The sequence below is a fragment of the Sphingobacterium sp. UME9 genome (genome assembly GCF_014170215.1).
GTDB lineage: Bacteria > Bacteroidota > Bacteroidia > Sphingobacteriales > Sphingobacteriaceae > Sphingobacterium > Sphingobacterium paramultivorum.
Genome location: NZ_LZZP01000009.1, coordinates 158,695 through 182,474 on the forward strand (window position 1 = coordinate 158,695; position 23,780 = coordinate 182,474).

Here is a 23,780-nt window from a genome sequence, read left to right on the forward strand (position 1 = left end):
AGGTAGCACCCAACTGACACTTTCCAACTGTCGCTATTGGTAACAGCCCGCTGACTCAGCGATAATTTGTACTAGGTATTTTGGTCTAACACCTTAGAACAATCGGAAAATAAATGAATTCGAAAGGTGAAATTTTATTTTCTCCTGAGTAAAAGATGCAATTTATCGTAATCTTCCCAATCACCGAAACCTGCGAAATTTGGTTTTTCGCTCCATGAAACCATAGCTTTACAATCAAAACAGATCTTAGCGATCCCAATGCATTGCTTATTTTTATAGAACACAAGGATATCTCGAAATTCATAAATACAAGAGGTGTCGACATGATCTGTTCTTGTTTTTAAGAAAAATAGTGAGTCGACAGCACTATAGAGAGATTGACCCAGTGAGCCTCTAACATATCCTATATTCTTCAAATGAGGTAAAAGGGAAAGATCCAACTTATCATCTTCCAATACTGATAACAAAAGACGCTCTTTCTCAGATTTATTCTTTTTGTCCTCCAATTCACCTATTTTAAATAAATCAATATCCACAAAATAATACTCCAGTGAATCAAAATTAGATGGTATCGGGACTGAGGGCTCTTTTCCCCGCTGTTCTATAGTATTTCCACTATTCATGCAACCTTGCAGATAAATAGCACTGAAAAGTAGACATCCAATGGTAAAACATATTATTCTTTTCATAGCTGATAATTTACAGATTTTTGAGTGGTTTAGCTATTTTCAAAATTATCAATTTCATTTTATAATCTAGTAATATACACATCCGTATAGAACTGAAATAAACGTTTTCTAATCAAGTTATCGGAAAGCGTTGGGAGATCAAATATTACGCAATCGTGTGCATGCAAACAAAAGCTGAATAGATTTGCTCAACTATGCATTGTTTACTAATATTGTCCATTGATCATGTACAATAAGCAAAAAATAGAAGAAAGGGATCTGCTGCAAGAGCTAAAGAATGGGAACTCTCTTGCCTTTCAGAAACTCTATAACACTTATTTTGCCTTATTATATCTTCACGCAACCCATAAGTTGCACGATCGCGAAGCCGCTAAGGATATCGTCCATGACTTATTTGCTTCGATTTGGCAAAACAGGTATACATTAGCTATCCAGGGAGAAATATCTGCCTACCTCCACAGTGCCATACGCTACCGTATAATAGATCATATCGCCAAGGAACAATCAAAAACCAAGTATTTGGCTTCATTACCTCCTATTACAACACATCATACCGGAGGTACCGACCATTCCCTAAGGGAGAAATTGCTTCAGGAACAAATAGATCGTGTGCTTAATAAACTTTCCCCACGTGTAAGAGAGGTCTTTGAACTGAGTAGGGAGCACTATCTCAGTCACAAGGATATCGCAAAAAAACTTAATCTATCAGAACATAGCGTTCGCAGTTATATGAAAGAAGCCCTACGTCTGCTTCGCAGTAAATTAGGAAGCTTGCTTTGGGTAAGCTTACTGTTTTTTTGTAAAATTTTCTAATCGCCCCCCCCCTTTCCCCCCTTCTCGTCCGTCATATAGAAGTAACCAACTATATTATCATGATGAACCAAGAGCATGCAAATGGCCCCTCCTTACTTAAGAAATATCTAGAAGGGAAATGTACAACACAAGAACAAGCGCTTGTTGACGAATGGTATCTTAATCTAGGTGAAGACCAAATTCCATCTGACAAGGAGCTAATTTCGGATGTAATCGAACTACAAAAAAGATTAAAGGGAATCTCTAAAGAGCAGCCTTATTATAATAAAGGGTACATTATAGCAATTGCTGCAATTCTCCTCGCTTTTTTTACAATTGGAGCAATACTATATCTACAACGGAATAATAATCAAGAAAGCAAACATGAGTTGTTTGTTGATGACATTGCGCCAGGCAAAAACAAAGCGTTATTATCAATAGATGGACAACCAGCAATTGCTCTAGACGGAAAAAATAGCAGCATTATCTCAAAAGAAGGCTCATTGGGATACAATAATGGAACGACGATCATTGAAACGGAGGATGTAAAAACAATCCGGCTTTCAACACCGGCTGCCGGTCAATTTGAAGTCGTGCTGCCTGATGGTACCAAAGCATGGTTGAATGCCTTATCTTCTATCACTTATCCAGCGACCTTTATTGGTAAAGAAAGACAAATCCAGCTGACAGGTGAAGTCTATCTGGACGTTGCCAAAAATGTACACAAACCATTTGTCATACAAACAGCACAACAGCGTATTGAAGTGCTGGGGACAAGTCTCAACGTCAATACCTATAATGACAATGGCCGTTCATACACGACACTTGTCAGTGGCAGTCTGCGCGTTACAGACACAAAGACAAAACATCAGGCCCTCTTAAGTCCAGGGCAACAGGCAATTGTCAATGGAAAAGATGCTATCGAAATAACAACCAGCGGTATTGAAGATAGTTATGCCTGGAAGGACGGTCTTTATGTACTGCATGAGGAGCCTTTGAGCCAATATGCCCTCAAGATCGAACGTTGGTATGATGTTGAAGTCGACATGGGCCCCTATGGCGATCGTAAATTTTCAGCCATTATCCCAAGGGACGCCAAATTATCTGAAGTGTTGCAGGCTATTGAGTTAAAGTCAAACGTAAAATTCACAAGAGAAGGAAGGAGGATTGTAGCTATGCGATAACATGATAAAAAAAATACTTTTTCATCGATATGCGAGAAGAGATCCGAAACCAATTATTGTGTTAGTTCCGCCAAAACCCGGAACGAAAACCTATAACCGCCAATGTAAATCTGACTTATATGGTCTCCACAACCAAGGACTGTATAGGTATCAACCTGCATTGTTTATTAAACTTAAAAGAATATGAAAAAAGATCATCCAAAGTATTATTACCAATACCTGAAATCTTACAAGACACATCTGTCTATGAAACTAACCTTTGTTCTACTATTAGCTTCCATTATGGTGGCTATGGGAAATGTTCGCGCACAGCGCATCAACCTCAATCAGCATAAAGCACAACTGAAAAATATATTGATTGAGATCAGTAGACAGTCGGGTTACACGTTCATTTATGACGAGAACGACCTAAAAAATATTAAACCGATCACGATTAGTGCGAACAATAAATCGATCACCTCTCTATTGGATGAACTCTTAGTCGAGAAATCGTTAGATTATCAAATAAAGGGGCGCTCTATCGCCATAGGGCGCAAACCAACGATACAGCCTATCGCGAAAAACGTCAATGACAATATTCAAAAACGGACAATCACAGGGCGAGTGACAAATGAAAATGGGCAAGCTCTTCCTGGTATAAATGTTCTTTTAAAAGGTAGCGCCATCGGCACAAGTACCAATGCCCAAGGGGAGTTTTCCCTTACTGTACCAGAATCAAACAGCCTATTGATTATTAGTTCCGTTGGATATGCAACAGCGGAAATACCAACGCAGGGAAAAAACGAAATCAATGTTGTTCTAAAGGCAGCAAACAGTAACCTCGAGGAAGTCGTTGTTGTCGGATTTGGTACCCAAAAGAAAGAGAATCTGACCGGAGCAGTCGCAACCGTGAGTGCCAAACGTTTGGCAGATCGCCCAATTGCAAATTTGGGTCAAGGATTACAAGGCTTAGTACCAAACTTAAACATTACCTCTGCCAATGGCAAACCGGGAACTGGTTCTCAGTTCAACATCCGCGGTACAGGATCGATCAATGGCGGTACCGCAGGCCCCCTGATTTTAGTAGACGGTGTACAACGTGATCCCAATTCTATTGATCCTTCGGATGTGGAAAATGTAACCGTTTTAAAAGATGCCGCTGCGGCAGCTATATATGGCGGTAGAGCGGCTTATGGCGTCATCTTGATCCAGACAAAAAACCCGAAAAGCCAAAATCCACAAATCAATTATACAGGAGAATACACCGTCTCCAGGCCTACCAAAATGGCCAAATACATCAATTCGATCGACTACATTAGAATGCACCGCCAGGCAAATCGAAATGGACAAGACGGTGGAACTACAGCAACAGAATCTTTTACAGAACAAGATTCTATTCTTGCCAATGCCTATTTTAATGATCCGGCCAACAACCTTCCGGTGTATGTAGACCCTTCCAATCCAGCCAAGTATCGTTATGTTGGAAATACAGACTGGATTAAGGAACAATATCCAGGATGGGCGCCGATGCAGCGACACAATCTATCATTACAAGGAGGCCGTGGTGCAACTTCGGTGATCACCTCCCTAGGCTATCTACAACAAAAGGGTTTATTTAAAGAGGCTGGTCAAAAGTATCAACGCTTGAATCCATCGATGAAAGTAAACTCGGAAATTACAGATTGGCTGACCCTAACAGGAAATTTCGCCCTCACACATATAGACGATAAAGAAACAGCCGGAGTCGTTACGGGGGGAACATCTTCTGGATGGATCTCCGGAGACTTGAGACCGACTATGCCAATTCGACATCCTGACGGTAACTTTTCAGGACAAGGCAGTTTTACCAATCCTTTCGCTGTAGCTGCCAACAATGGAAAAAGAAAACGATATTCTAATGATTTATGGCTGACTGGAGGAGTAAAAATCAAACCTATCGAACATGTCTCGGTCGTCGCTGATTATACCTGGAATGCTTACAACAACTTTCTACAAAGCCATCAGATTCCTTTTAAGGAATATGGTGTGAATGGGATTCTGCTCGGAACATTTCCTTGGACAAACCCTTCATCTGTATCAGAAACAACAGATAACCATAATTACTTTGCCTTAAATGCTTTTGCAACATACGAAAACACCTTCGCCGAAAAACATTATTTCAAAGCAATGGTTGGTATTAATCGAGAAAGTAGCCGCTACAAACGATTAGGCATATTCGCAAATAATCTAGTTGACCCCACCAAACCGGCAATCAATCTAAATAATGATCCCCGACCAAGTGTCACTGGGGCCGAGAACGAGTGGGCACTCTTTGGAACAGTTTTCAGATTGAACTATATTTTCGATAAGAAATACCTATTGGAAATAAATGGTCGTTACGACGGATCCTCCCGTTTTTCTGCGGATAAAAGATATGTCTTTACCCCCTCCGTTTCTGCAGGTTGGCGAATTTCTGAAGAAAACTTTATGGAAGGCATTAAGGATGTTGTCAATGACTTAAAATTGAGAGCATCATACGGTGAATTGCCTAACCAAGGTTTCAATAGTGATGATTTATATTCCGCTTCCAATTTCTATCCCTATCTACCGACAATGCCCGTAAACAATAGCGTGGGCTATATTTTTGGTAATCAAACCGGTGTGAGTGTAGGCGCTCCAGGGCTTGTGAGCACAAACTTTACCTGGGAAAAATCGGCGACGACCAATTTCGGCTTAGATTTCGCCTTACTTAAAAACCGCTTGACAGGTAGCTTTGACCTTTACGAAAGGCGCACACGAGATATGCTTGTTGCTGGAGTTCCGCTCCCATCCGTACTGGGAACAGCCGCTCCAAGCCAAAATGCAGGTACATTGGTTACAAAGGGATGGGAGCTTAGTGTGGGTTGGAATGATCGCATAGGCGATGACCTTTCCTATGACGTGATGCTTTCGTTATCGGACAATCATGCCAAGCTCACGAAATATCCGCTGAATACAACCAAAATATTCAATAACTGGTATGAAGGTAAATTAGACGGCGAAATATGGGGATTTGAAACACAGGGTTACTTTCAAAGTCAGGAAGAGATTGATTCGGCGCCAAAACAGACCCAAGTATGGGGTGGCACCTGGAGGCCAGGCGATATCCGCTATGCAGATTTAAATAATGATGGTAAAATCGACTTTGGCAACAACACAGTCGGCAATCCAGGAGACCGAAAAATTATCGGAAATTCTACACCTCGGTATTCGTTTGGTCTTAACATGGGATTGAATTATAAAAACTTTGATTTCTCGGCTTTCTTACAAGGTATAGGCAAGCGCGATACCTGGATCAGCAATAGTGCTTTCTGGGGATTTACGAGCGAATGGAATGTCCCTTTTGTCTATGCAACAGATTATTGGACACCAGAAAACAGGGATGCTTATTTTCCGAGGCTACGATTTGGTAATGGTGGAAACTCGCAACAACAGACAAAATACCTTCAAAACGCGGCCTACCTTCGGGTGAAACAACTTACACTTGGTTACTCACTACCTAAAAGATGGACTGAAAAGGCCAAACTTGGGCGTGCACGCGTGTATATTTCAGGACAGAATCTCCTAACATTTACGAGCTTATTTGATGCCTTCGATCCAGAAGTCCTCAATTTTCAAGATGCTCCACAGAGTAAATCGGTGGCATTTGGATTACAACTCGGATTTTAATTGATAAGATTTAGCTTTTAGATTATGAAAATTTTAAAAACACTGCTCATACTTGGTTCATTGGCGTTTATTACTTCTTGTAAAAAAGACAGCTACCTGGATAGATTACCTTTGTCCTCGATCACCGAACCAACCTTCTTCAAGAATGAAAATGACCTGATGCTCTATGCGAATCAGTTTTATACTTCGCTGCCTACCCAAAATTTTATCCAGGACAATCAGTCAGATGATAAAGTCCCAAGTAGTATAAACGCTTTTTTAGCTGGTCAATATGTTGTTCCCAATACAGATGCCAGTTATAACTGGACAAATATCCGTAATGTAAATTATTTCTTACAGCGCTATAACAATGCCGAAGCTAGTGCAGCAATTAAAAATCAATATGCCGGTGAAATTCGGTTTTTTCGCGCTCTTTTTTATTGGGGGCTCTCCAAACGTTATGGAGACGTTGCCTGGTACAATAAGGATCTTACGGAAAAAAGTGAAGAGCTTTATGCGCCGAGAACGCCTCGTAATATCGTCATGGATTCGGTATTAGCCGACCTAAATTTTGCTGTCGAAAATATTCCTGCCGATAACGTTTCTGCCGGACGCTTGCATAAATATGCAGCCGCAGCACTAAAAGCCCGTATATGTCTATGGGAGGGAACCCGAAGAAAATATTTTGGTGTCGAAGGGAGCGAAAAATATCTTCGCGAAGCGCTCAGTGCTGCCGAACTTATCATGGGATCAAATAAATACTCCTTATACTCTACCGGAAATCCAACAACGGATTACTACAATCTCTTTATCCAACAGGAACTCAATGGCAACACCGAGTCTATTCTTGGAAGACGTTACCTTCAAAGCATCCTTATGAATGGTATCAGTAGGACTTTGGGTGAGACAGGGACAGGCTACAGCAAAGATTTCGTCCAAAATTATCTTTGTTCAGATGGACTACCTACCGCGCTTAGCACAAAATATAAAGGAGACAATACACCTGAGGATGAATTTGCGGATCGTGACCCAAGGGCCAAACAGACAATTGCAACCAAAGGCTTTGTATTACTACAAAACAGCGACGGATCGAAAGACATTATTGATCTACCCAGAATTGGAACAAACACTGCCAATACAGGGTATCAGTTGATTAAAGGACGAAGCTCAGACCCTGCTATGTGGCAAGCCAATCAATCGACTCTAGACTTTTTTATCTTCCGATATGCTGAAATACTATTGATCTATGCCGAAGCCAAGGCCGAACTGGGTGATATCAAACAAACTGATATCGACAAAAGTATCAATCTGCTGCGAAGACGTGTAGGTATGCCAGATATGATTATTGCATCGCTAAAAAGAGATCCCAATTCGGTCTTTCCAGAGGTTTCGGTTTTGATAGACGAAATTAGAAGGGAACGCAGAGTCGAGCTCGCTGATGAAGGTTTCAGGTTTGACGATCTGTTACGCTGGAAAGCAGGAAAAAGAATCGAACGTCCTGAAACAATATTAGGGATGAAACTTACTCCTGCATTAAGAGCCAAATATCCAGCGGCACAAGTCAATGGTATAACTGTCAATAGCGATTTTTATATTCGAATCTACACTGCACTAGAAAAAAGATCATGGAATGACAAAATGTATTTATTTCCAATCCCGTTAGAGGAAATAAGTTTAAACCCTGCTTTGGGACAGAATACAGGATGGCAATAAAAATGATAAAAATGAAGAACTATATTTTAATGATCTACTTCCTTTTGTTGGGCTTACTTTGTAACGCCCAACAAAAGGAAGTGATCCCTTCTCCGGCCCATGTAGCATGGGCTGAAGCAGAGATCGGGGTAATTTTTCACTTCGATGTTGTGAACTATGTGCCCGACTATAAATGGCAACAATGGGGCTCGCACCCTCCTGCCTCAGTATTTAACCCTAGCAAATTGGACACAGATCAATGGATCAAGGCTGCCAAAGCTGCGGGTGCAAAATATGCTGTGCTCGTCGCAAAGCATTGTTCGGGATTCAGCTTATGGCCTACCAAAGCACATCACTATAATATCAGCAAATCACCTTGGAAAGCAGGAAAAGGCGATATCGTAAAGGATTTTATCCAATCCTGTCAAAAATATGGCATCAGACCTGGCATCTATGCCAGCGCTTCCGCCAATGGATATTTGCACGTAAACAATCCCGGTAAAGTTCAACCCGGAGGCCCACTTACGCAACAGCAATACAATGAAGTGGTGAAAACGCAGCTTTCCGAATTATGGTCAAATTATGGTAAGCTGTTTGAAATCTGGTTTGATGGCGGAGTACTGCCCATAAAAGATGGCGGACCGGATATTGCTCCGTTACTAAAAAAACTACAGCCTGATGCTGTCGTTTTTCAAGGTCCAAGTGATGCCAAAAATTTGATCCGATGGATAGGCAATGAAGAAGGAAGAGCACCATATCCCAATTGGAGCCGTTCGGATTTCACAACATCAGCGACGGGGACAATTGTTATCGATGGTTTGAACGGCAATCCAAATGGGGCAATATGGTGCCCGGGGGAAGCCGATTTCCCAATGCGTACCGGTTGGCAAGGTGGCTGGTTTTGGAAAGAAAATGGACAGAAGCTCCTTTCGGTGGATCAACTGGTGGATTCCTACTATACCAGTGTAGGGAGAAATTCCAACATGTTACTGGGCATTGTAGTCGATACGAGCGGCTTGGTTCCAAAAGAGGATGTTAATCGACTAGCAGAGTTTGGTAGCGCATTGACCACTGTCATATCCCATCCCATAGCAATCGTTAAGAACAAAGCAGCAAAAGACTTTACCCTAGACCTGAAAACGCCTAAAACTGTAAATCAGGTCATCTTTGGTGAGGTAATACAGCGTGGCGAGCGTATTCGAAAATACACCATAGCCGCCTGGATCAATAATAATTGGGTAAACGTTGCTTCTGGTGAATCAGTTGGCAACAAAAGGATACATAAGTTCGACAAGATCAAAACATCTAAAATTCGTTTTCATGTCGTTGATTCGACAGCAACGCCACAAATAAAAAGCTTTGCAGTTTATGACATTTGAGCTACAAGACTTAGTTGCGCAACGTTCAGCAATAAGAAATCCTTCTTTGAGCTGCATTAGTGCATTGAACATCAAATAAGGATTAAAAAATGAAATAATTCCATATAAAAGAGGAAACCGTAGCGATAAGAAAGAACAAAGAGTTCCATCTTCCAAAGTAAGGGTCTGATTTATATCAGACCCTTTTGTATACGAGTAAACTCAGTTGAACAAGCTATGGAAAAATTTATGTTCATTAGAAGTTTACACTGCATAAAGCTGTAGTAGTAAAACAACTACAGCTTTATAAAAATTAACCGCAACAAAACTTAACTATAAGATTTTTGATTTACTTTTGTGATAGATATATAATATTATGAAACAGAAATTTTACCTGCCACTTTTAGCATTGACATTGACCGCAATTATTAGCTGTAACAAAAACAATGATAACATTGATGATCCTAAAAATCAGTCTGTTGTTATTGACAATAATGCAAGTCAACTGAATGCACGTTTAGATCATCAAAATGCTGGTTTATTGCCGTTATCTAATCTTTTAGCATCCGGTAAGCGAGCAGCCAATGGTTCGACAGTCACTGCCACTCAGAACCCAGATTTCTCGTTAGCATTGGTCGCACAAGTCGCTCCTCCGGATTATGAAGGCAATAAGCTTCGTGCAACCCATGTTGCGGTATCGGGCAACTACGCTTATGTAAGTTACAATACCGAAGGTGATCGATATCTTGGTGGTGTCGATGTCATCGATATTTCAGATATTAATAACCCACGTCTTATCGTAAATGCTAAATTGCCGAATATCGACATAAGCTCATTGGCAGTTGATGGCAATAGCCTACTCTTAGCTGGAGCAGCAGATGAAGGTGTATTGGCAAAAATGACCTCACCTGCAGTTCTTATTGTTTTACCACTTCAGAATGGATTACCTACCGATGCTTATCGTTATACAGGTTTGCCAAGCTATGTGGCAACAGATGTTACTTTTAACAACGAAAGCCAGTATGCTGTTTCAGGTAATGCGGGTGCTATTTCCAAAATCAATAAATCTTCGGGTGCTATCGAAAAATCGGTAACTATTGCGGATCTCCTATCTGTAAGAACATACCAAAATCAAGTGTATGTGCTTTCAGGAACACAGGGGATAAAAGTTGTATCCAATAATCTTGATCCGGTTAAAACAATCAATGTGGGTCAAAATCCAAGTTCGGCAAAGCGTACTATCGATTTTTACAGCAATTATCTTTTAGCTTCTGAAGGCGCTCAGGGCTTGGGTATTTATAATATCAATACAGGAGCACTGGATAAACGCATTAGTATTCCAGTAAGTCCCGACGACAGCAATATGGATCCGGAAGATATTGTGACAAATGCTGTATCCACAAACGACAAACGTGTATTTGTTGCCAACGGTGGTGCTGGTATCGCAGCTTATCAATTTGACACACAAAACAACTTTAACTATATCGGTAGTGCAAGTTTCAACGCTATTGACAACAGTTCAAGTAATTTTGTGATCAGTAGAGATAACTATGTTTTTGTGGCAACGGGAAAAGGTGGCTTAAAAATTCTTAAACTCATCGATCTGAAACCAACAACTCCAAGCTGTAATGGTACTTATCCAGCTTTCACAGGTAGTACACAAGGAGACCTGAATGTCAATAATGAAGCGAGCTACTCAGATACAAAAACATTTGCCTCAAATGTCAATATCAACCGGAATTTTAACTGGTGTGGAACACTCAATATCAATGGAAATTCTGTTAACATCAACAGCGGTGTATTCAATATGTATGGTTCAATCGCTTTGAAGCAAAACATTAACGTCAATTCAACAATGAATTTGGTGGGCTCAGGCGTTATTGGTGGAACTTTTACCGTAAACGGAAGCGGTATCTTGAGTGTAACTGGCTCACTTTCTCAAGGAACTGTAGGATCAAAATCCACTTCATTTATCAATGGTAAGATGGTTATTGACGGTGAAGTTGTTGTATACGGTAACTTGACTATTAATGGTAGCGGAAAGGTAGAATTTGCCAACAGTAAGTCTAAATTAATTGTTTATGGAAGTCTTACAAATTGGGGAAGCGTTACTAACGGAACAATTACACAAGTCAAATAAGACATTGTATAGCTATTAAGCAAATCGCAAAAAAGCCACATCAGATGATGTGGCTTTTTTGTGATTTGCTTAAAACCTCAGGCTGAGTTGCACAGCAAAATTACGTGGCATCTGAGCCACGATAACCCCCTGTCCTGCAAAATATTCGCTATTGGTCAAATTATTCATACGCACAGCAAATCGATATTTCTCTCTTTCCAGAAAAAGGGATGTATTGACCAGCGTGTATGCCGGAAAGGTGAACCGACCTGTCGCTTCTTGATCTACAGTAATCTGCTCACCGACACGGTTAATACCAAGTCCGATTCCAAATCCATGAAGGGTTCTATTCTGAAATACATAGCTAAGCCAAGAGTTAAAGACATTTGCCGGTCCTGCAGATGCAGGTCTTCGTCCTTCAACTGAAGCGTCAGCTTTCTGAAATTTACTATCGTTGTAAGTATATCCGGCCATAATATTTAATCCTCTCACCGGGTTAGTGATCAATTCAAATTCAACACCTTTACTACGTTGTTCACCATCCTGGATCGTGACAATAGCAGATTGTGCATCCTGTGTAACTTCAATATCCCTGCTCATATTATTCACTGTGATATCATAATAGGAAGCAGTCATGTTGAAGCGATTTTTCCATAGATTAGCCTTTATCCCAGCTTCCCATTGTCCAGCCATTTGCGGCTTTAAAATATTACTATAACCTACAATTCCTTTATTATCAACCGGTGCAACATTACTAAAGCCATTCATGTAATTCGCATAAGCTGAAAGTTGCTCCTTTACCAACTGATAGACCATACCAAATTTGGGTGATAAAGCTGTTTGTTTATATTCTCCATCACGAACGTTCGTGTTCAGATTGAGCTGTCCTCTTGAATCAAAATGGTCTAAACGCAGACTTAAAAGGGTAGTCCAACGATCTGTCAGGTAGACAACATCGGAGATATAAGCGCCATAAACATTGTTAGATGCGTAGGTTCTGATCATATTGCCTTTTGATTTCTGAATACTTGCCGTTGCCAATTCCTGGGAAATAAAACCATAGCCACTTGTCAGATTTTGGGCATTTACGGTATCGTATTTCACGATAGGTGAATGGTTGTTACGTAAGGACTGATTGAGATAATCAATCCCAATAAGCAGTTTATTTTTAATGCTACCCAGCTGGAATGTACCATTGAGATTGTGTTGTATGCTTGTAGAAGCAGCCTCAGAATTGTTCCATTGCACATTGCGCTCAAGCATTGCATCACTGGTATTTCCGCGGATAAACTGATACTGATAAAGTCCTTCCGTTTTACGGAAATTTCTGGAGATAATGGTCTGCGAAGTCCAGGTATCGGATATCCGGTAATTGATCTCACCTTTGATATTAATTGCTGGAGCTTTCAATGTCATGTCGTTATTAGAATAGGATCTTGTCCAGTCAAAACCTAATTCTTTCGGTGTTCTGGCAAAAAATTGGCGGTTTCTGCTCAAGAAGATAATCGGCGTATTGGTACCTTCGTAATTATAGATTTGTGCTCCAAGGTTAAATGTCAAACGGTCACTGACCTGATAACTGAACGTTGGTGCGACAAAGAATGATTTTCTGAATTCGGAATCCCTAAATCCATTCTGATATTGATAAGCACTATTCAATCGAAATAGTGTTTTTCTATTGCGATCTACAGGACCATAGACATCGGTAGTCAGTCGATTGAGATTAAAACTTCCAAATGTATAGGCTACTTCGCCACCAAAATAGTCACGGGGCTTCTTTGTCGTCACATTAATCAATCCGCCAAAAGAAGTCACCGCACCACCATACAACGTTCCTGCCGGTCCTTTGATAACTTCTATACGTTCTATATCTGCTGGATCAATCTCCCCATTTGTCGTAGCGGGAACGCCATCCACCATAGAAACCTTCGTTGGAAATCCCCGCAAACTGTAATAGAAGCTACCGTCGCCACTACCTCGACCAGGACTACCCTGCATCTTAATCATACCAGGTACATTACGCAATGCATCGGAAACGTCAGTCGTCAATTGCTCCTTCATGATCGTTTGGTTGATGCTGGTATATGCCTGCGGATTTTCCATATAAGATAGCGGCATCTTGGCAATCATTGTTGTATCCTGATCCAAGAATTTGTTTCTTTTATATCCATACACGGTTACCCCATCTAAATTGTTCATTTTTTTGATCACATAAATGACAGGAAGGTTCTCTGTATTTTCGTTAATACTGATATTTTCACGGATAATCTCCACGTCATTGACAGAGGCCTGGAGAATGTATTTTCCCGGAGGTACATCATTAAAATAAAATTCACCAGCGGCATTGGTCCTAGTCTGGTAGGCCGTATTCAGGAGTCTCAATAGTGCATCTTTTGCCGGAATGCTTTCGGATATCATAATCTTTCCTTTGACTTTGTCCTGCGTTTGCGCCGCGGCAGCAAAGGATAATATGCAACATAAGAAAATTGATAAAACTGATTTCATAACTGAAAAAATAAAAAAAACATGAATAATATATATAAAACAATAAATATTTACATTAAACGAAAATACTAATCAATAACATTCCCATTGCTGTTAGCAAACAGCACTTCAATTATTCGACAAATATTTTATCGTTATCTGATACGGGCGATATAGATACCACTTCCGCCAAGGGTCTCTATTCTAGTTTTGAAAATTTGGCCATCATCCTGTTCAAGAAAATGATAGGTACCATCTTTCGCTCCGAAATTGGAAAAATATTGTTTACCATCCACCTCACCCACTGGATAAATGGTTCCATATTTATCTAAAAGAGGTTGATCCTTATAGGTCATTTTATGCAAATCAACCACCGCTAATTTGGTCGGGCAGTTAAACCAGGCCCCGGGATCTTCTGGAACTCTCCATCCCTTTTCAATATACTGCACCAGCACATCTTTGCCTTTGATATAAATAACCGACACGATACAATGCGCATCAAGTACTTTCTGAAGATCGACAAAGAAGTCCGTATCAAAGTTCCCATCTTTCCGAACCTTCAACAAACCTCCTGTTGGCGGTGAATCTACTACAGGCGAATAATCCTGTGCTCGCGCGATATACTTAGATGGTCTATAATACAGGTCGCCATTCAAAATATCTACAGCAAAATTATTATACCCTAGCGACATACGTGAATCACTTGAATACTGTATTGTCTTTTCCTTGTAATTGAAAACAGCAACCTGGGCGTTGGTCGGAAATTTAGCAAAGCTATTGGGATTTGTTCCTATAGGCAATAGTACGGTATGATCGTCCGTTACAAAGGAATAATAGGTGTTTGTATTAACCTCTGTAGCTTTTCCCTTCGGAAGTGGTTGTACGATCAGAGACGCTGTAACACGCATTGTAGTTGGATTGAACTGGATAATCTTTCCGTCGGCAAGAAAGAATGCATAAGCCTCTTCCTCTGAAATAAAGGCTAACGAACCAAACGATTCACTGTTAATTAAGCTTTTGAAATGAATAGAGTCAGTCGCCGTTATCTTCATCCGTTTATCTACATGATACTTCCTCAGCATAGCAGAGATACCATCCCAAATGTAAGGATGTTCACCAAAGGAATAGATAGCATTTTCACGTCCCAAGAGCAACATATCTTTGGGATCAACTTTTTGGGGTATATCCCGATAGGCTCCCAAATAGAACATCCGCCCTTTGGGGGTATTTACACGCGTTCCGATCACAATCAATCCATTATCGTTATTCATCCTATCATTTGAAGGACTATTGCAAGCCGCCAAAAAGAGAGCTAGCAGACAGATCGTTAAAATAGCGTAATTTGTGATTCGAAATCTGTAAATTTTATACATTGTTTTTAGCTTTTCCCGCATATATTTTCACGTCACCGCGGATGAAACGCGAACAATTATCTTCTGGTGAAAGATTGCTTTCTTGTACAATAGAATGTTTGCCATCGATGGTTTCCAGATAATAGGTCTCGCCCGGTGCCAAGGTGTATTTCTCGCCGTTGCTACATTCAATCGATTTAACTTTGGATGAACGGTTGAAGACCTGTAGATATCCCGAAAATTGCAATTTGCAGTGGTCGTCCAAAATCTCAACATCACCCTGGGCAGAAGTAATGACAATAGCATCGGAGTAGCGCTGATCGCGGGAAGTCCATTGTTGGCAGATTAAACCTATTAGTAACAGTAATCCGAGAGCCGCTGTCAACGGAAGGTAGTCACTTTTTTTCCGTGTACGCACAAGCTTGACTACATTTGTTCCTATTATATTTTCGTGAACACGATCCCATACAGATGCTTTCATGGCATACAATTCATTCGTTGGGATAATATTAGTTTCCACTGAATGATCATCGAGCCATTCTTCAACTGCTTTGCGTTCGGCTTCGCTGGCCGTATGCTCATTATATCGTTTTAAAATATCTGGGTTAATTTCCAAAATAAAGCTATTGTGTAATACGTATTGTTGTTATATCAATTTTTCAAAGGAAACGGCAATTATCTAATTATAGCCCTTTATTAGTATAGTTGGCCAAAGTACCTAATACCCTTAGTCTGTTTTGATTTTTTTTTATATTTTTCGATCGATACTATTTTTGATCGCTTTCAAAGCTTTGGTCAGATGTGCTTCAACAGTCTTTTCAGCGATTGACAAACGTTGCGAAATCGTACGGGTATTAAGCCCCTGTTCTCTGCTCATAACAAAAACTGTTCTGCACTTGGGAGGTAACTGATCGGTTATTGCATGGATCCTCTTCTTTAAATCCCTGAAAAAGACAGTTTTCTCAGTGACATTATCGCTCTCTTCCTGCTCAATATAGAGTTGCTTAAGATGTATGTTCCGACGATTATTGGTTTTAAGGTAATCTAAAGCTGCGAGTTTAGCAGCACGATTCAAATAATGTTGTATAGGGATAGATAGTTGGATTTCAAACCTTCTTTCCCAAAGTCTGAGATAAATATTCTGTACAAGCTCTTCTGTGATCGCGTGGTCTCTTACTTGTTTAAAAATAATATTGAATAACTGTTCGGAAGTATTCCTATAAAGGACCTCAAAATCATTGGGAGTCTTAAAATCAACAATTATCGTATTTTCGCTTTCCACAGTTATTTAGAATAAATCTAATTTAATGCAAGTATAAGAAAAGATAGCGATGTAATCCTAATTTTTTCTCAATTCAAACAATTTGTCGATCATCTACCCGCTATAGGTAAGCAGATTTATATATTTGTCAAGTTCTAGGATTTACGGTTTATACGATGTTAGGTAGATATCTATTTTCCAATCTCGGTTCTTTATTGATAAATTAACTTCTGTTGAAGTTATTTGTTGAGCAATTTCTTTGGTATCCTACTCCATCACAAATTCTCTGCACTTTTATTGTTACTGTTTATAGCTTTTTAATGCAAAAGAAGTTTACTTTTAGTCTCTCTTTAAAAGAACCAAACTAAAAACGAATTTGAAGGTATTCTACAAAACAGAAAACCATGCACTACACTCCTTATGAAAGTAAATGCCGACTTCGCTAGTTCAATAGAATAAATAATCTTATTGCAAAATAGTCCGTGGGGTCAGCGGAACCTTTTGCTTCCAGGTACCCTTCACTTGGAATTCGTGCCCGGATGTTTTATTCTTGATCGTGAAGATATAATTGCAAGTTCTTTCGAGGTATTTGAATTCACCTCTCGCAGTTATCTGGGCATTGGGTTTGAGCAGCAATTCTTGTTTATCTCCAGATTTAATATAATTTTCAAAAGTTTTGTCTTTGCTGTAAGGAACTTTACCTTGCCAGCGAACTCCACCATTTACCATTAATTCATCCATGAAAATCGTAGAATCTGTTTTATTGAGCCAGTCAAAAGCGCCGTAGCTGTCACTTATGAATTCGGAACTATACTTTACGTCCTTAAAAATGGCAGTGATATCGACTTTTCGCTCTCGATTTGAGCTATTTACCAGATTCATCGCAGTACACCCTTCGGTACTGACATAGATTTTCCGGCTTTCTTTCACTTCTTTGATTTCTTTTTTGACCAACTCATATCCATCAGCCCTAGTTTGAATAAAATTCACTTCATCCATTTTATCCGCTGATAATATGCCAATAGCAAAATTCCTGGGCTGATCACTAAAATTTTCCAATAAGGTCAATTTAAGCTCGTTATTAATTGTTTTTTCCAACTGTAGCCACCCGCCGTCAACTCCAATTGAGCCCGTACGCTCCAATTTGAGCTTTTTCCCAGTGGAATCTTTCAATATTTCTCCTGTAAGGACATCTTTGACATAGGATACATACCATAAATCCGCTTTGATCGGAATTACATTTTCCTTGATTCCGGTTTGTAAGTTGACAGCTTTAAAACCGGGATCTATTAGACCTCCTTGTGAATTAAGTCCTTCTTTAGAACAGGATGTTAGTATAAGCAGACAAAACGGCCATACCAGATAGGAAAAGGAAAACGTTCGCTTCAATGGATTTTTCATGAAATCGATTATTTGTACAACACAATTGACCAAACAAAATCTATCTTGTAAGTTAAAAAAAATAATAGACCTTTTCCCATCAATCCTAGAAAAAATACGCTTAGGCCAGAAATCTTGACAAACAAATAGAAATCTTGACAGATTAATCATCCCTATATTAACCTTCGTCACTACAAAAATGCCGTTCGTCAAACTCTTTTTGCCAAGGAATTGATCCTTCGTTCTTTTGAACAAATCAAAACAATATAAAATGAATAACAAAGCAATTTTATCATGCATCGTATTATTTGCCATGATGTTTAGCAAAACACTGTTTGCTCAGGAGCAACCTTTCATTCAATTGGGTATTAAAGGGGGAAGTAGTCTCAACAAACTCAATACCGAATTAGCAGACTTAGATGACAAATATGCCATAGGGTTACACGTAGGAGGTATGGCAAGAGTTAATCTTGGAAGAGCTTATATCCAGGGTGAAGCTCTTTTCAATAAGCGTAAAGCAGCACTTAAACCGCAAGGGCAAACCGAAAGCAAACTCAAATGGAATGCGATTGATATCCCCGTCGTTGCAGGCTACAAAATCTACCAAAATCAGGACATCAATTTCCGGGTATTGGCTGGTGTAATTTACAGTTATACGCTAAACGACAACTTGCCGCCTCTAAAAGCAATACAACAAGGAATCAAACATTTTGACAAATCAAACTTACAAGTTACCGGCGGTCTGGGAGTCGATATTCAGCGATTTACACTCGATGTTCGTTATGAACGCGGTTTTTCTGACCTTAACAAATCTTTTAAATCCAAACCACAGGCATTTTCCATTGGATTGGGTTACTTTATCTTCTAAAACAATGAATAAGTTTTACCTTTGGAGCTACCTAGGAATCAGGCTCCAAAGGTATTTTTATTAAATCGTCATATGTTCAAAAAAAACTATTTAAATAAACATCTTTTCCTTATCTTATTTTGGCTTGTACTTGGATTTGCGGTATGGATCCAAATAAAAGATGAATTCAATGCGTTACAGGCCTTATTCCATACATCATTAATTATGGTTTCGTCCATTGTTGTATCACAATGGCTGAGTGACCGGGTTTTGCCTGAAGCGATCAAGACTCAACAAATGAAACCTTTTGTGCTGAAAGCGATCGCTTTTGTGATCATTTTAGCTATTTTAATTGGTGGCATAGATTACTACTTCATTCTCACCAAAGAAGGAATATCTAACCATGAACGGACAGATCTAATACTCACTCATTTCTATCAAGCAATTCCATCTTCCCTACTGATCAATGGTACCGCCTGCGGGATTAGATTTTATCAGGAACATGCAGATATTCAACGTATCCATGGTCAATTGCAGCAGAATTTTCTTGAAAGTCAGGTAAAATTTTTACAGGATCAGGTCAATCCTCATTTTATGTTTAATGTCTTGAACCATATTCACATCCTCATGAAAAAGAATGTGGAAATGGCCGATTATTTGCTTCTGAAATTTTCGGACATTCTGAGGTATCAGCTCTATGAGTGCAACCAACCGCTCGTACTTTTAACACGCGAACTGCAATATTTACAGGATTTTATAGCCATAGAAAAAATGCGGTGGGGTAACGAACTGGATGTAAGCTGTTCATGGAATCAATCTTCAAAGGATTTATATATTGCACCATTGATGCTCATCTGTTTTGTCGAAAACGCATTTAAACACGTAAACCGCCTTCCAAATCAAAAAGGAAGCATAGAGCTATCCTGTGTTGAGGAAGAAGGAAAACTTCAATTCAACATCAGTAATAGTTATCAGGACTATCCGCAATTAGCTTCGACAGGACACTCGGGCATAGGGCTGGAAAATGTAAAAAAAAGACTGGAACTGCAATATGAAAACAACTATTCGTTAACAATCCATAAACTTGACAACAGTTTTACTATACAACTGACCATCGATCTTAACAGCTAACTATTGACAATGGAAGAAATTAAAATGAAATGTATCATCGTAGACGATGAACCTATGCTGCGGCAACATATTGCCGAAATGACCGAGCAGATCGATTTTTTGGATTTAGTGGAAACATTTCCTTCAGCACTAGCTGCAACTTCGAGGTTACAGCAGGGCGATATAGATCTTATTTTTTTAGATATTAATATGCCCTATCTCAATGGTATAGACTTTTTAGACTCCCTTGAAAACCCGCCTTTATGCATCTTCATCACAGCTTATTCAGAATATGCGTTGGAAGGATTCAGACTTCAAGCTGTTGATTACCTGCTCAAACCTATAATTTTCCAGCGTTTCTATCAGGCCAGCACCAAAGCTTATCAGCTTTTTGTACAGCGGAACAAACCCTTACAGGAAAGTAGTCCGAATGACAATATGTTATTTGTAAGACAGGGGGATGCTTTTGTTAAAATCTCCTGGACAGATATTCTGTACGCGGAAAGTATGCAAAATTATACAAAACTTCACTTTAAAGAGCGTACAATTACAATCCATCAAACCATGTTAGCTTTGGAAGAGGCATTACCCGGCAACCATTTTTTTCGTATTCACAAATCCTACCTAGTCAATGTAAACCACATTGATATTATTACTGGAGGGAGAGTATATATACAGGAACAAGAATTACCGATATCGCGTACAAAAAGAGAGGAGCTTCTCCAAAATGTTGTTTTTAAGAAGCTCCTCAGCAGATGATTAAGGCATATTCCATTTAAGTGCTACGGAAGTATAGAAGGTTGGAGAAAACCGGGGATCCGCCTGACTTTTGTTCTTGAATAAACTTTTCAGCGACCTATCATTTTCTACATACAATCTGGCAAGTGTGCTTCCGCCGGTCAGCTGGAGCTTAAGGCTCTTGCCCAAATTGAACTGAGGCTGAAGCCCAGCTGTCAATAACATAAAACCAGCCAAAGTAGATTTCCCATTCTTTTCTCGCTCTGCAGTCATACCATCTAGATTAACGACAGCACGAAGATCAACCAATTCATTGAGGTGATAGGATGCGGAAAGACCCTGTGGGAAATTCACATTGAACTTCACTTTTCCATTTGTTTTCCAGTCAAAATACAAGCCAGGTAAGATCATTGGCACGCCAAAACTATTGCTCAACACAGGGCCAAAACCAAAAGCTAAATTCGGTCTAAATTTTTTGATAAAAAGCACTCCCCCCTGTCCCAGTACATCCTTACCATTTACTTTAACGAGGTCTGAATAAATCCCAACGGAGGCGAAAGTCAATAGAGACCAATTTTTCCTTAATGAGGTCAGGTATTGAAGTCCCATTTCAGCATTGAGCATTTCAGTCGGGAATAAGGGCTCTTCGTACCCTCTATTTTCCATCTTTGCATAAGCTGCCCCTATCTTCCAGGACCAGCGTTTTATATTGCCAGAAGAATCTATTTTGGTAGATAATGGAACTTCCAGGTTAAACTGTATTCTCCTAAAATCGCTCTTTGAACCTGTCTTAACACTATCTTCAGGGCGAATATAATTTGATAGTGGGACATAATCCACAGCAACCTGTCCCGATACTGCATTTTGAGCATGTGCAGCCAGCGTAGTAAAACCGCTGAGTATAACTGCACATAATACTTGTTTCCTCATGTTTTTTCAACAAAGGAAGCTTTTGGACGGCTCAAGCACCAATCTTTTTGATATAGTGCATGTATACGTTGACCAAATGCAAATTTATCGCGATGTCAAAAAATTTATAACGGCAAGAAGTGCGGATCAAAAGCAATGTTATAGATTGAAATCACACATTGCCGGCATATTAATTTCCTTTACACAACTTGCCGCCGAAGTAGAGATAATAAATCGTAATGCTTGGATTACATCTTGCAGGGGAATAAGATTACCTTGTGTTTGTACAATAACGTTTTCTATGGTTTCATTATGATCAAATTCTGTCGCTAAATAGCCCAAATTTAATATGGAAACACCTATTTTATCTTTTCTAAGGTTTTCTCGTAAGGAATGGACAACACCACGTAATGCAAACTTTGTCGCAGAGAATGCAACTTCTTTTCCACTGTGGTTATCTAAACCCCAAGTAGAACCAATCAATATAATCTTAGCGTTGGGCGATTGTCTTAAATTATCTATTACCGACTGTACATTTAAAATGCAAGACGTAATATTCGTATTGATTAAGTTTATTATTTCGGAGGCGCTGCTATCTGCAAAATTATACGCTTCCGTAAATGCATCTTTTTCCCATATCCCAACATTATAGATAAAATAATCAATCCGCTGATTTCCTATTATCGCCTTTATCGTCTCGGAAGATTCTTTCGGTTGGGATAGATCGGTAGCAATCCATCGGATGTCTGAATTGGCACTTAAATAATTTGGTTCATTTCTGGAAATACCAAATATTAGATCATCCTCATTTGGCAAATTCAACGCTATAGCTCGGCCTAATCCCCTACTTATACCAAAAATCAAATATGTCTTGCCACCTGTTTTCAATATCTCTCCTGTTTTGTTGTGCTCGGATGCCATTTTTTTCTTAGTTTTAAATATCCACTAAGATAAGATTTATTTTACGGCCTCTACTTTGAATCCTTTTTCTCGGAGTAAGGTAATCAGCCCCTGATCACCGGCCAAATGCCCTGCGCCAACGGCAATAAAACAGGATTCTTCATTGATCATAGGGGGTATCAGGTTACTCCAATTCAAATTTCTCCCAATTAACAATTTTTCTTTTTGCTCTGCCGTCATCCAGGCTGGATCTTGGAGCAATTTTGTCAACTCTTCCAAATTCTCTGATTTATAAGCTTGAACCATCTTAACGGTCAATGCAGGGTATTCGTCCAACTGAAAAACAGACTCCATGAACAATTTGGGTGTAATGAGATCTTTCAGTAAATTAAACTGAAATTCTGGTGTCTCCAACTCTCCTATTACCTTTCCTTGTCTGGTTGCAAGTGCTGATAATTCAACCTCATAAGACTTCATCTTTGTTGGATCCGGGCAATTAAATCCTTTCATCGAGAACAAGGATATAACAGCAACAGGTGATACATAGTCCAACAATTTGATTGAAAGCTGCTGTGCGATCAACACGCTGTCCATCTTTTTGATATCGTCTTCAGAAAATGACTTTATAAAATTCGGATCCGAAACAGTAAATGCCTGTAGAGATTTTGCATTTTCTGGTTTGGAAAGATCAACTTCAAAAACTACCTTTTTACTAGCATTGAGCGCATCTAAATTCTTCTGTTTGATGACAAAGTCGTCTGGACACAACATATGGATCGTACCGAACAAATAAGAATCTTGTTTTAGACCATTACCGGAAATTTTCCATAACATCGAACTGCCTTGGGCAAAGCTATTAATGGTCATACAAATCAGCAGCGCCAATAGAAGTAATGTCTTTTTCATAAGATCGTATAAATTGATTTTTTATATAAAAAAATATAATTTTTGGTTTTTCACCAAAATATTATCTACTGTTTATGGTATTAAATGCTAGTCCCCAAAAATTCTCGCTGCTGTTTTTCGCTTTTAATATCTTCGATATTTTTTTCAATCAACCAGGCTCTAAAATGCTCAGGATCTTGTGGTGTAAAATGGATTACTTCACCACATTTTAAAAGTAGGGAAAAGATTCCGCTAGCGGCAGCGAATTTTACGATTTCGTTAGAATGGTATCCAAGTTGGGAAAAATACTCCATTGTTCTTATTCAATTCTAGAAATAAATGCTTTCCACATCAATGAGGATCCATAGGTCCATTGATCTTTCAGAAAGCATATTAATTTTTATTTCCTCACAGTTTTATAATTCATTCAAATAT

19 protein-coding genes are annotated in these 23,780 nt (G+C 39.4%); 9 read left to right on the top strand and 10 right to left on the bottom strand.

Features of this window, described 5'->3' with window-relative positions; all coding sequences use genetic code 11:
* Nucleotides 1-134: 134 nt before the first annotated feature.
* Nucleotides 135-689, bottom strand: a complete 555-nt coding sequence (locus A9970_RS13955; protein WP_182329858.1) for a hypothetical protein — start codon at nt 687-689, stop codon at nt 135-137.
* 225 nt (nt 690-914) lie between these two features.
* Here A9970_RS13955 and A9970_RS13960 point away from each other — a divergent pair, with 225 nt between their 5' ends.
* From A9970_RS13960 to A9970_RS13985, 6 genes are all read left to right on the top strand, one after another.
* Nucleotides 915-1,502, top strand: coding sequence for an RNA polymerase sigma factor (locus tag A9970_RS13960; RefSeq protein WP_182982735.1), 588 nt, complete (start codon nt 915-917; stop codon nt 1,500-1,502).
* Between the two features lie 59 nt (nt 1,503-1,561).
* Nucleotides 1,562-2,665, top strand: coding sequence for a FecR family protein (locus A9970_RS13965; RefSeq protein ID WP_182982736.1), 1,104 nt, complete (start codon nt 1,562-1,564; stop codon nt 2,663-2,665).
* Between the two features lie 183 nt (nt 2,666-2,848).
* Nucleotides 2,849-6,331 (top strand): TonB-dependent receptor, encoded by a 3,483-nt coding sequence (locus A9970_RS13970; RefSeq protein WP_220801614.1) that lies wholly within the window; start codon nt 2,849-2,851, stop codon nt 6,329-6,331.
* Between the two features lie 24 nt (nt 6,332-6,355).
* Nucleotides 6,356-8,023, top strand: a complete 1,668-nt coding sequence (locus A9970_RS13975) for a RagB/SusD family nutrient uptake outer membrane protein (protein ID WP_182982737.1) — start codon at nt 6,356-6,358, stop codon at nt 8,021-8,023.
* Nucleotides 8,024-8,034: 11 nt separating this feature from the next.
* Nucleotides 8,035-9,381, top strand: a complete 1,347-nt coding sequence (locus tag A9970_RS13980; RefSeq protein WP_182982738.1) for an alpha-L-fucosidase — start codon at nt 8,035-8,037, stop codon at nt 9,379-9,381.
* A 355-nt stretch (nt 9,382-9,736) separates the two neighbouring features.
* A complete protein-coding gene (locus A9970_RS13985; protein ID WP_182982739.1) occupies nt 9,737-11,500 on the top strand; it encodes a hypothetical protein in 1,764 nt (587 codons plus the stop codon).
* Between the two features lie 69 nt (nt 11,501-11,569).
* Here the strand turns inward: A9970_RS13985 and A9970_RS13990 are convergent, their stop codons facing one another.
* The 5 genes from A9970_RS13990 to A9970_RS14010 all read right to left on the bottom strand — a co-directional run bounded on the left by A9970_RS13990 (nt 11,570) and on the right by A9970_RS14010 (nt 17,977).
* Nucleotides 11,570-13,984 (bottom strand): TonB-dependent siderophore receptor, encoded by a 2,415-nt coding sequence (locus A9970_RS13990; RefSeq protein WP_182982740.1) that lies wholly within the window; start codon nt 13,982-13,984, stop codon nt 11,570-11,572.
* Nucleotides 13,985-14,118: 134 nt separating this feature from the next.
* Nucleotides 14,119-15,234 (bottom strand): hypothetical protein, encoded by a 1,116-nt coding sequence (locus A9970_RS13995; protein WP_182982741.1) that lies wholly within the window; start codon nt 15,232-15,234, stop codon nt 14,119-14,121.
* 94 nt (nt 15,235-15,328) lie between these two features.
* Nucleotides 15,329-15,931 carry a hypothetical protein gene (locus A9970_RS14000; protein WP_182982742.1) on the bottom strand — a complete coding sequence of 201 codons (603 nt, stop codon included), beginning with the start codon at nt 15,929-15,931 and terminating at the stop codon, nt 15,329-15,331.
* Between the two features lie 132 nt (nt 15,932-16,063).
* Entirely contained in the window at nt 16,064-16,597 is a 534-nt protein-coding gene (locus tag A9970_RS14005) for a sigma-70 family RNA polymerase sigma factor (protein ID WP_182982743.1), read from the bottom strand.
* A gap of 444 nt (nt 16,598-17,041) precedes the next feature.
* A complete protein-coding gene (locus A9970_RS14010) occupies nt 17,042-17,977 on the bottom strand; it encodes a hypothetical protein (RefSeq protein WP_159729719.1) in 936 nt (311 codons plus the stop codon).
* A 250-nt stretch (nt 17,978-18,227) separates the two neighbouring features.
* On the opposite strand from A9970_RS14010, the gene A9970_RS14015 reads away from it, so the two are divergent.
* The 3 genes from A9970_RS14015 to A9970_RS14025 all read left to right on the top strand — a co-directional run bounded on the left by A9970_RS14015 (nt 18,228) and on the right by A9970_RS14025 (nt 20,672).
* Nucleotides 18,228-18,824, top strand: coding sequence for a porin family protein (locus A9970_RS14015; RefSeq protein WP_159729720.1), 597 nt, complete (start codon nt 18,228-18,230; stop codon nt 18,822-18,824).
* Nucleotides 18,825-18,896: 72 nt separating this feature from the next.
* A complete protein-coding gene (locus A9970_RS14020) occupies nt 18,897-19,934 on the top strand; it encodes a sensor histidine kinase (protein ID WP_159729722.1) in 1,038 nt (345 codons plus the stop codon).
* Nucleotides 19,935-19,943: 9 nt separating this feature from the next.
* Complete coding sequence (locus A9970_RS14025; RefSeq protein WP_075991393.1) at nt 19,944-20,672, top strand: LytTR family DNA-binding domain-containing protein; 729 nt, start codon at nt 19,944-19,946, stop codon at nt 20,670-20,672.
* Here the strand turns inward: A9970_RS14025 and A9970_RS14030 are convergent, their stop codons facing one another.
* The 4 genes from A9970_RS14030 to A9970_RS14045 form a co-directional block, all read right to left on the bottom strand.
* Nucleotides 20,673-21,581 (bottom strand): DUF6268 family outer membrane beta-barrel protein, encoded by a 909-nt coding sequence (locus A9970_RS14030; protein WP_159729724.1) that lies wholly within the window; start codon nt 21,579-21,581, stop codon nt 20,673-20,675.
* Nucleotides 21,582-21,719: 138 nt separating this feature from the next.
* A complete protein-coding gene (locus tag A9970_RS14035; RefSeq protein ID WP_182982744.1) occupies nt 21,720-22,481 on the bottom strand; it encodes an SDR family oxidoreductase in 762 nt (253 codons plus the stop codon).
* Between the two features lie 36 nt (nt 22,482-22,517).
* Entirely contained in the window at nt 22,518-23,366 is an 849-nt protein-coding gene (locus A9970_RS14040) for a TraB/GumN family protein (protein ID WP_182982745.1), read from the bottom strand.
* Between the two features lie 80 nt (nt 23,367-23,446).
* On the bottom strand, nt 23,447-23,659 hold the full coding sequence (locus tag A9970_RS14045; protein ID WP_075991389.1) for a hypothetical protein: 213 nt from the start codon (nt 23,657-23,659) through the stop codon (nt 23,447-23,449).
* Between the last annotated feature and the right edge of the window lie 121 nt (nt 23,660-23,780).